8 protein-coding genes and 1 pseudogene are annotated in these 8,446 nt (G+C 70.5%); 3 read left to right on the top strand and 6 right to left on the bottom strand.

Translation table 11 applies throughout. From position 1 onward, the window contains the following. The first annotated feature begins 271 nt into the window (after nt 1-271). Nucleotides 272-1,279 carry an aminoglycoside phosphotransferase family protein gene (locus tag ABT041_RS31210; RefSeq protein WP_351190767.1) on the top strand — a complete coding sequence of 336 codons (1,008 nt, stop codon included), beginning with the start codon at nt 272-274 and terminating at the stop codon, nt 1,277-1,279. A 34-nt stretch (nt 1,280-1,313) separates the two neighbouring features. On the opposite strand, the gene ABT041_RS31205 is transcribed toward ABT041_RS31210, so the two are convergent. From ABT041_RS31205 to ABT041_RS31190, 4 genes are all read right to left on the bottom strand, one after another. Then, nucleotides 1,314-1,817, bottom strand: coding sequence for a DUF6328 family protein (locus ABT041_RS31205; RefSeq protein ID WP_351190765.1), 504 nt, complete (start codon nt 1,815-1,817; stop codon nt 1,314-1,316). A gap of 60 nt (nt 1,818-1,877) precedes the next feature. After that, nucleotides 1,878-3,155: a sugar ABC transporter permease gene (locus ABT041_RS31200; protein WP_351190763.1), complete on the bottom strand. Its 1,278-nt coding sequence runs from the start codon at nt 3,153-3,155 to the stop codon at nt 1,878-1,880. Continuing rightward, complete coding sequence (locus tag ABT041_RS31195) at nt 3,152-3,931, bottom strand: ATP-binding cassette domain-containing protein (RefSeq protein WP_351190761.1); 780 nt, start codon at nt 3,929-3,931, stop codon at nt 3,152-3,154. The genes ABT041_RS31200 and ABT041_RS31195 overlap by 4 nt, the downstream gene beginning before the upstream one ends. A 108-nt stretch (nt 3,932-4,039) precedes the next feature. Next, the gene (locus ABT041_RS31190; protein WP_351190759.1) at nt 4,040-5,128 is read right to left on the bottom strand and encodes a substrate-binding domain-containing protein; all 1,089 of its coding nucleotides are present in this window, start codon (nt 5,126-5,128) and stop codon (nt 4,040-4,042) included. A 299-nt stretch (nt 5,129-5,427) separates the two neighbouring features. Between ABT041_RS31190 and ABT041_RS31185 the strand changes: the two genes are divergently transcribed. Beyond that, the gene (locus ABT041_RS31185) at nt 5,428-5,880 is read left to right on the top strand and encodes an SRPBCC family protein (protein ID WP_351190757.1); all 453 of its coding nucleotides are present in this window, start codon (nt 5,428-5,430) and stop codon (nt 5,878-5,880) included. A gap of 17 nt (nt 5,881-5,897) precedes the next feature. On the opposite strand, the pseudogene ABT041_RS31180 reads toward ABT041_RS31185, so the two are convergent. Then, nucleotides 5,898-6,050, bottom strand: a pseudogene (locus tag ABT041_RS31180) (Lrp/AsnC family transcriptional regulator); the annotation flags it as partial. A gap of 109 nt (nt 6,051-6,159) precedes the next feature. After that, nucleotides 6,160-7,275 (bottom strand): tryptophan--tRNA ligase, encoded by a 1,116-nt coding sequence (gene trpS, locus ABT041_RS31175; protein ID WP_351190753.1) that lies wholly within the window; start codon nt 7,273-7,275, stop codon nt 6,160-6,162. A 370-nt stretch (nt 7,276-7,645) separates the two neighbouring features. On the opposite strand from trpS, the gene ABT041_RS31170 reads away from it, so the two are divergent. Next, entirely contained in the window at nt 7,646-8,383 is a 738-nt protein-coding gene (locus ABT041_RS31170; protein ID WP_351190751.1) for a dienelactone hydrolase family protein, read from the top strand. The last annotated feature ends 63 nt before the right edge of the window (nt 8,384-8,446 follow it).

Below are 8,446 nucleotides of genomic sequence, written 5' to 3'. Positions count from 1 at the left end.
ACCCGGGGGGGGGGGGTTCCACCACCATGCCCCCGCGGGGCCCCGCTAGCTCTGTAAGCCCGGCGCGGAATCGTTCCTCCCGGCCCCGCGGCGGCCCCCCCCCCCCCCCCCACAACGCGGGTGCAAGCAACCCCCTCGGGCTGCTGCCGGTGTACGGAGCTCCCCCGGGCCGCCCCCGGTGTACGCAGCTCCCTCGGGCCGCCCGTCTCATCCGTGCTCGCCCCGGAATATTCGCGTGCGCCGTGCCCACCCCGGTGGTGGAATCGCCCCCATGAGGCGAGCCACATCCATGACCGTCGACCGCGGGCAGTTCGCGGACGCGGTCACCCCCTGGGAGGAAGAGGCCTGGCGGACCGACGCACTCGACTGGTCGGAGCGGGAGCTCGCCCGGCACGGTCTGGAGGAGACGGGACCCCGTGAGGTCAGGGTCCGCCCCTGGTCGATCATCGTGCGCTTCCGGATCGGAGCCGGAGAACGCGAGGCCGTCTGGTTCAAGGCGAGCGCCCCCGACGCCGCCTTCGAGGCCGCACTCGGCGGCGCGCTCGCCGACTGGGTGCCCGAGCACGTCATGACACCGCTCGCCGTCGACGCCGCCCGCGGCTGGTCGCTCCTGCCCGACGGCGGGCCCCTCTTCCGGCACGTCCTCGACGCCGGCGGGGCCGGGCCGGAGTCCTGGACGGAGGCGCTCGGCCAGTACGCGCGGATGCAGCGGGCCCTGACCCCGTACACGGACCGGATGACCGCCCTCGGCGTGCCCGGCGGCCGCACCGGTCAGCTGCCGGCCATCTTCGACGACCTCGTCGAGGGCAACGCCACCCTGGCCCCGGACTCCCGCCGCGCCCTTGGGGACCAGCGCCCCCGGCTCCTCGACTGGTGCGCCGAGCTCGACGCGTACGGGATCCCGGACTCGCTCGACCACTGCGACCTGCACGACGCCCAGCTCCTTACCCCCGCCGTCGGCCGCTTCACCTTCTTCGACTGGGGCGACGCCAATGTCGCCCACCCCTTCACGAGCCTGCTCGTCCCCGCCCGCGCCGTCCGCGAGCGTCACGGCGCCGAGCATGTGCACCCGCTGCGCGACGCCTATCTGGAGCCCTGGACCGACCTGGGCCCCTCCCTCCCGGAGCTGCGCCGCGCCGCGACGCTCGCCACCCGGCTCGCGGCGCTCGGCCGGGCGGCCTCCTGGTTCCGCCTCTTCCCCGGAACACCGCACGAGGGGTGCGCCGAGGCGAGCGCCCACTGGGTGAACGAACTCTTCGCCGGATCCACGCTGTTCTGAGCGGAGGCCGGGACCCGCCGCCGGGCGGACGGTCTCACTCGCCGCTCGTGTGACGGATGCGGATCCACAGGGGCAGCGCGAACCAGCACAGCAGGTACCAGGCGAGCACACCGGCGACCAGCCAGGGCACGTAGGCGTCGTGCGTGACCACCCGCAGGACGAGGAAGAGGGCCGACGTCAGGGTCGCCAGGAGCAGGATCAGACCGACGAAGGTCAGACGTGACGCCCAGGTCACCGCCCGGGGTTTGATCCGGCGGCCCGCCACGATCCGGTGGAGGGCGACGGGGCCGATGAGCGCGCCCGTCGCCAGCGATCCGAGGACGACCGTGACGACGTACGTCGTCTTGTCGGTCTGCTGGAGGCCCTGGAAGTGCGGGGTGAACGCCACGGTGAGGAGGAAGCCGAGGAGGATCTGCACGCCGGTCTGCGCCACCCGGATCTCCTGCATGAGATCCCCCCAGCGCCGGTCGGCCCGCTCCTCCTCGGTCTCGTCGCGGCCGTGGCGACGCCCGTCCCGCCGATTGGGGTCCGCCTCCATGAGGTCTCCTTGCGGTCTCCTGGAAGTCTCCTTGGGTCTCCTTCTCCGGGAGTGCGGTGGTCACGCGCGGCCGGCGGCCTTCTGGCTCCGGCGGGACAGCGAGTCGACGACCACGGCGGCCAGCAGGACCGCTCCGGTGATCATGAACTGGACGGCGTTGCTGACGCCCATGATGTTCATGCCCGACTGGATGGATCCGATCACCAGCGCGCCGAGCAGGGCGGACCAGACAGAACCCCGCCCGCCGAACAGGCTCGTACCGCCGATGACGGCCGCCGCGATGACGTTCATCAGCAGGTTGCCGCCGCCGGAGGTCTGGCTCGCGGACTGGATCTGCCCCGCCAGGAAGATGCCGCCGGCCGCGGCCATGAACCCGGAGATCGAGAAGACCGTCATCCGGACGAACGGCACGCTGATGCCGGCGCGGCGGGCACCCTCGATGTTGCCGCCGACGGCGAAGATCCGCCGCCCGTACGTCGTACGGCGCAGCACGAAGTCGAGGAGCACCAGCACGATCAGGAAGATGAGGAGCGCGAGCGGAAGCCCCTGGTACTGGTTGAGGATGTACGCCGCGACGAACGCGATCGCCGCGATGACGACCGTACGGAGCACGATCTCGGCGACCGGGCGGAACGGCACCCGGGCGGCCTGGCGGCGTCTGGCGTCCAGGAGCGAGGCCGCCAGGAAGAGCCCGACCCCGACGGCCGCGGTCACGTAGGCGGTCGCGGGACTGTGGAAGATCGTCGAGTAGAGCTTGGAGACGATGCTCTCGCTCGGGATGTTGACCGTGCCGCTGGTGCCCAGGATCTGGAGCATCAGACCGTTCCAGAACAGGTTGCCGGCCAGGGTGACCACGAACGCCGGCACACCGACCTTCGCGAAGAAGAAGCCGTGGATGAGCCCGACGGCGGCGCCGCCCGCGAGCGCGACGAGCAGCGCCAGCCACTCGTTCATGCCGTTCAGGACGTTGAGCACGGCGAAGATGGCGGCGCACAGGCCGCTGACGGAGCCGACGGAGAGGTCGATCTCGCCGAGCAGCAGGACGAAGACGATACCGACGGCGATCATGCCGGTGCCGACGATCTGCTGACTGAGGTCGGAGAGGTTCTGGGCCGAGAGGAACGTGCTGTCGAGGCTGCCGAAGACCGTCCAGATGATGATCACGGCGACGACGACCGGCAGCGACCCCAGCTCTCCGCTGCGCAACCTGCGGCGGAACTCCCCGAGATACCCCTTGAGGCCCTCCTCGCGGACGAGCAGCCGGGTGTCGACCGCCGGCATGGACTCGGGCGCCGGTTCCTGGGTGGCGCCGTCTCCGGCGGCTCGGTCCCGTCTCATCGCTCCTCCTCCCGCTTGCGGGCCTGGCGGCGGGTGACGGCGCTTTCGGTGGCCCCGGTGATGGCGGAGATGATCTCCTCGGTGGTCGTGGAGCGCTTGTCGAAGAAGCCGTTGTTCCGGCCCAGGCGCATGACGGCGATGCGGTCGGCGACCGCCATCACGTCCACCATGTTGTGGCTGATCAGGATGGTGCCGAGCCCGTGGTCGCGGAGCCGCTCGACCAGGTCGAGGACCTCGGCCGTCTGCTCCACGCCCAGGGCGGCGGTGGGCTCGTCCAGGATGACGACCTTCGGGTCGCCGATCAGGGAGCGGGCGATCGCGACGGTCTGGCGCTGGCCGCCCGACAGGGAGGCGATCGGGATCCGCACACTGGGGATCCGGATGGAGAGGGTGTGGAGGAGCTCGCGCGAGCGCTGCTCCATCCGGACCTCGTCCAGGACGCCGAAGCGGCGCAGCTCGCGGCCGAGGAAGAGATTGCCGACCACGTCCAGGTTGTCGCACAGCGCGAGGTCCTGGTAGACGGTGGCGATGCCGAGGTTCTGGGCGTCGTGGGGCCGGTTGATGGAGACCGCCCGGCCCTGCCACTCGATGACGCCCTCGTCGGGCGGGTTCACCCCGGCGATCGACTTGACGGCGGTGGACTTGCCGGCGCCGTTGTCGCCGACGAGGGCGACGACCTCGCCGGCGTGGACCTCGAGATCGAAGTCCTTCAACGCCTGGACCGCGCCGAACCGTTTGGAGATCCCCCGCAGGGTGAGCACGGGTGGCTCCGGCAAGGGAACCGCCTCCTCCGCTCGCGTGGACCGCTCCGCGGCTTTTCGGGACCGGCTCTTGGGAACCGGCTACTCGGGACCGGCTCTTGGGAACCGGCTTCTGGGGACCGGCTACTCGAGACCGGCGTCCTTGCAGGCCGCCGCATAGGTCGGAGTGCAGATCTCCTGGATCGTGTAGAGCCCGTCCTTGACGACGGTGTCCTTGATGTTGTCCTTGTTGACCACGACCGGGTTGAGCAGCTGGGCCGCGACCTTGCGGTCACCGTCGCTCGTGACGGTGGTGGGTGTCAGGTCGGACGACAGCTTCTTGCCCTCGGCCAGGTTGACGGCCATCGTGGCGGCGATGTCGGCCTCCGGCTTGTAGGGCTTCTCGACGGTGAAGGTCTGAGTGCCGATCAGGATCCGCTGGATCGCGTCGAGTTGGGCGTCCTGACCGCTCAGCGGCACGTTCATGCCGGCCGCCTTGAGGGCGGTCGCGATGCCCGCGGCCAGTCCGTCGTTGGCCGAGTAGACACCGACGATCTTGTCCTTGCCGAGGGAGCTGATGGCGCCGGACATCTGCTGGTTGGCGTTGTTCGGGTCCCAGTTGGGAGTGTCGTACTCCTTGCCGATCTTCACCTTGCCGTCCAGGACGGAGTGGGCGCCGGCCTTGAACTGGGCCGCGTTCGGGTCCGTCGGAGACCCGTTGTGCATCACGATCTCGCCGCTCTTGGCCTTGTCGCCGAGCGCGGCGAGGAGCGCCTTGCCCTGCAGCTCGCCGACCTTGTGGTTGTCGTACGAGACGTAGGCGTCGACGGGGCCCTGCGCGAGGCGGTCGTACGCGACGACCTTGACGCCCGCGTCATGGGCCTTCTGCACGGAGGACTGGATGGACTTGGCGTCCACGGCATCGAGGATGAGGACCTTGTCGCCCTTGGCGAGTGCGGTGTTGACCTGTTGTTGCTGGGTCGTCGCGCTCTCCGCGGCGTTGTAGTAGTCGATCTGGGCGTCGGGCGCCAGTTCCTTGATCTTCTGCTCGATGTAGGGCCGGTCGAACTTCTCGTACCGGGTGGTCTTGCTCTCCGGAAGCAGCAGTCCGATCTTCACGTCCCCCTGCTTCTCGCTCCCCGCGCCCAGGGCCGCCGCGCTGGTCGCCACCACCCCCAGGGAGAGGGCCGCGGCTCCGGCCAGGGCTATCGCGCTCCGCAACGTACGGGTCATGGGAGGCTCCTTTCGTACGCCCCCTCTCCCTCACCTCGTGAGCGCGGGAACGAGGATGTACATATGGCCTATATATCGACATTAGCCGCAACCTGGGGACCGGCAAGCGGGTGGTGCGTCACTCTGCGTGGCGCCCGGGTGCCGTGGTGTGCGTTCGGTGCGGGCCGTCGGCATCCCGCCGGGCGGGCGAGGCTGGCCTGTCATCGCCCGACGTGGGACGATTTGTACGAAGCGACAACGGGCCCGACGGCGGCGCACCGGCTTCCGGCGAGGCCCTCCGTCGAACGAAGAAGGGCGACATGCCTGCCATCACGGAAACCATCGACATCGCCCGCACGCCCGCCGATGTCTTCTCCTACGTGACCGACCCGACGCATCTGCCCGAGTGGCAGGAGAGCGCGGTATCGGTCCGCAAGATCGGCGACACCCCCCTGGCGGTCGGCTCCAAGGTCGCCGTCACACGGCGGCTCGGCAAGCGGGAGTTCACCTCGACCATGCAGGTCATCGAGTTGGAGCCGCCGAGGCACTGGCACGTGCACGGCATCGACGGCCCCGTACGCGGCGACGTCCAGGGCACCATCGAGCCGCTGGACGACGGCGAGCGCTCCCGCCTGACGCTCTCCCTCGACTTCGAGGGGCACGGCATCGGCATGGCACTCGTCCCCCTCGTCGTCCGCCCGCACGCGCGGAAGGAGATGCCGAGAGACGAAAGGGCCCTCAAGGGCATCCTGGAGAGCGGCTCGACCGGCTGACGCGAGGCGACGGGACGTCAGTCCGTGGAGACCGACCGCTCGAAGAAGGTCTCCCGGGACACCGTCGCCTGCGTGCCGCTCACACCCTCGATCGCGCACAACCGGCGCCGCATGTCCTGCAGTCGGACCGTGGTCGAGGTCCGCACCTCCTCCAGGACCGAGGCGCTGCCTCGCCGAGCACCGTGTACGCCTGTGTGGCGTCCCGCTGGAGCTCGGCGGGCAGCGCCCGGTCGATGGCGCCCGGAGCCCCTTCCGTCATTCCCGTGCCGGAACCACGCGTCAGTAGTGGTTCCTCATCGCCCTGCGCACCTCCGCCAGCGTCTCGTCCGCCACCGCCCGGGCCCGCTCGTTCCCCTCGCGCAGGACGCCGCGGAGGTACGAGCGGTCGCGTGCGTATTCCGCACGGCGGGCCCGGATCGGTGCCAGGAACTCGTTGACCGACTCCGTCACGGTCCGCTTCAGTGCCGCGGCCCCGGCGGAGCCGATGTCGTCGGCGACCTCCTCCGGCGTACGGCCCTGACAGAGGGCGGAGAGCAGCAGGAGCGAGGCCACCTCGGGGCGGCCGGCCGGGTCGTAGGCGATGTGGCGGTCCGAGTCGGTCTTCGCGCCCTTGATCAGCCGGGCGGTCTCGTCGGCGCCGGCGGCCAGGGCGATGGCGTTGCCGCGGCTCTTGCTCATCTTTGTGCCGTCCGTGCCGAGCAGCAGCGGCGCCTCGGACAGCAGGGCGTCGGGCTCGGGGAAGACGGGGACGCCGTTGCCGTAGCGGTCGTTGAACCGGCGGGCGACGGTCCGGGTGATCTCCAGGTGCGGCAGCTGGTCCTGGCCGACGGGCACGAGGTTGGCCTTGCAGAAGAGGATGTCGGCGGCCTGGTGCACGGGATAGGTGAACATCAGGCCGCTGACGGCGGACTGCCGGGAGTGGGCGATCTCGTCCTTGACGGTGGGGTTGCGGTTCAGCTCGGCCACGGACACGAGACTGAGGAAGGGCAGCAGCAGCTGGTTCAGGGCGGGCACCGCGCTGTGCGTGAAGACCGTGCTGCGCGCGGGGTCGACGCCGATGGCGAGGTGGTCGAGGAGCAGCTCCTCGATGTGCTCGGGGAGGCGGTCCGCCACGTCGCGGTCGGTGAGGACCTGGTAGTCCGCGATGATCACGAACAGCTCCACGCCGAGGTTCTGCAGCCGCACCCGGTTGTGCAGGGTGCCGAAGTAGTGCCCCAGGTGCAGCCGCCCGGTGGGGCGGTCACCGGTCAGGATGCGGAAGCGCCCCGGGGCTTCGAGGATCTGTCGTTCGAGCACCGCGCTGCGCGTGCGGGCGGCGGCCGTCCCGAGCGCATCGACGGGCGAAGCGGAGGAGGCGGAGGAGGCGACGGCGGTGGTGGTGGCGAGGGTGGTCATGGCGTTCTCCCGGTGTGGGTCGGTGGTGCCGTCGGGACGACAGGACCCATGAGCCAGGAAACGCAAAAGGGCCGTTCGTCCGAACGGCCCGGTCGTGCGCGAGTAGTGGCCGCTCCTAGGAGGAGCGCCACCAGCTGAGGCACGACGACAGATGCATGGCTCCACCATAGCGCCCCCATGGCGCGGAGGGCCCCGAACAAAACTCTTTGGCGGACCGCGGCGACCCTGCTACCTTTCCGGAGGCCGTGCAAGATCAAGGAGGTGGTACCCGTGAACGCAGTACAGACATGGGTGCTCCCCTCCGGGGTCACGGTCGGGCGATAGGTCGCCCGGGAGCGCCGTTCTCCGAGCACTCCCGAAAGGCACGACCGTGCACTTCACTTCCGAACAGCGCCTCGACGACGGCGTCATCGAGCGCGCATTCACCCTCGGCGAGATCCCCGGCATCCTGTGGACGCCCGCATCCGGGTCCGAACCGGCTCCGCTGGTCCTGATCTGCCCCCCGCCCCTCGGGCTGAGCAGGGTGTACCCCCGGCTCGCGGCGCGGGCCCGGTACTACGCGACGCAGTACGGCTTCGCCGCCGCCACCATCGAGCTCCCCGGGAGCGGTGACCGGCCCCGGTGGGACGCCGTCGACCAGGCCCGCGCCGACCTGCGCAGCGCCATGGAGGCCGGCGGGCCGGTGGGCGCCGACGTCATCGACGCCCTCGTCCTCCCGCTGGTCGAGAGGTCCGTACCGGAGTGGCAGTCCGCCCTGGACGCCCTCCTGTCGCTGCCCGGGCTCGGCGGCCCGGTCGGGTACGAGGGCGGAGTGATCTCCATCGGCGTCCGCCTCGCGGCGGTCGAGCCGCGCATCGCGGCCGCCGTCCTCTTCGCCGGGAGCCTCGTGCCGGCCGTCATGTTCGAGGAGGCCCGCGGGGTCACCATTCCCCTGCAGGTCCTGCTGCAGTGGGACGACGAGGACAACGACCGGCAGGCCGCCCTGGACCTCTACGACGCCTTCGGCTCCAAGGAGAAGACGCTGCACGCCAACATGGGCGGCCACACCGGCGTCCCGCGGTTCGAGCTGGAGAACGGGGCCCGGTTCTTCGCCCGACACCTGAAGTAGGGGCGGGGGCGCCGGTAGCAGGATCTCGCCGTCGAGGAGAGGCCATGGCCCCTCCTCGACGGC

Origin of the sequence: Streptomyces sp. NPDC002825, from assembly GCF_040295385.1 — a bacterium.
Lineage (GTDB): Bacteria > Actinomycetota > Actinomycetes > Streptomycetales > Streptomycetaceae > Streptomyces.
The sequence above is the reverse complement of the archived record's forward strand: the minus strand, read 5'-3'. Positions and strand labels throughout refer to the sequence as shown.

What these genes read in the sequence shown, in the direction of transcription:
- ABT041_RS31210 (WP_351190767.1), top strand. Translation starts at nt 272, where the DNA reads ATGAGGCGAGCCACATCCATGACCGTCGACCGCGGGCAGTTCGCGGAC.
- ABT041_RS31205 (WP_351190765.1), bottom strand. Translation starts at nt 1,817, where the DNA reads ATGGAGGCGGACCCCAATCGGCGGGACGGGCGTCGCCACGGCCGCGAC.
- ABT041_RS31200 (WP_351190763.1), bottom strand. Translation starts at nt 3,155, where the DNA reads ATGAGACGGGACCGAGCCGCCGGAGACGGCGCCACCCAGGAACCGGCG.
- ABT041_RS31190 (WP_351190759.1), bottom strand. Translation starts at nt 5,128, where the DNA reads ATGACCCGTACGTTGCGGAGCGCGATAGCCCTGGCCGGAGCCGCGGCC.
- ABT041_RS31185 (WP_351190757.1), top strand. Translation starts at nt 5,428, where the DNA reads ATGCCTGCCATCACGGAAACCATCGACATCGCCCGCACGCCCGCCGAT.
- trpS (WP_351190753.1), bottom strand. Translation starts at nt 7,275, where the DNA reads ATGACCACCCTCGCCACCACCACCGCCGTCGCCTCCTCCGCCTCCTCC.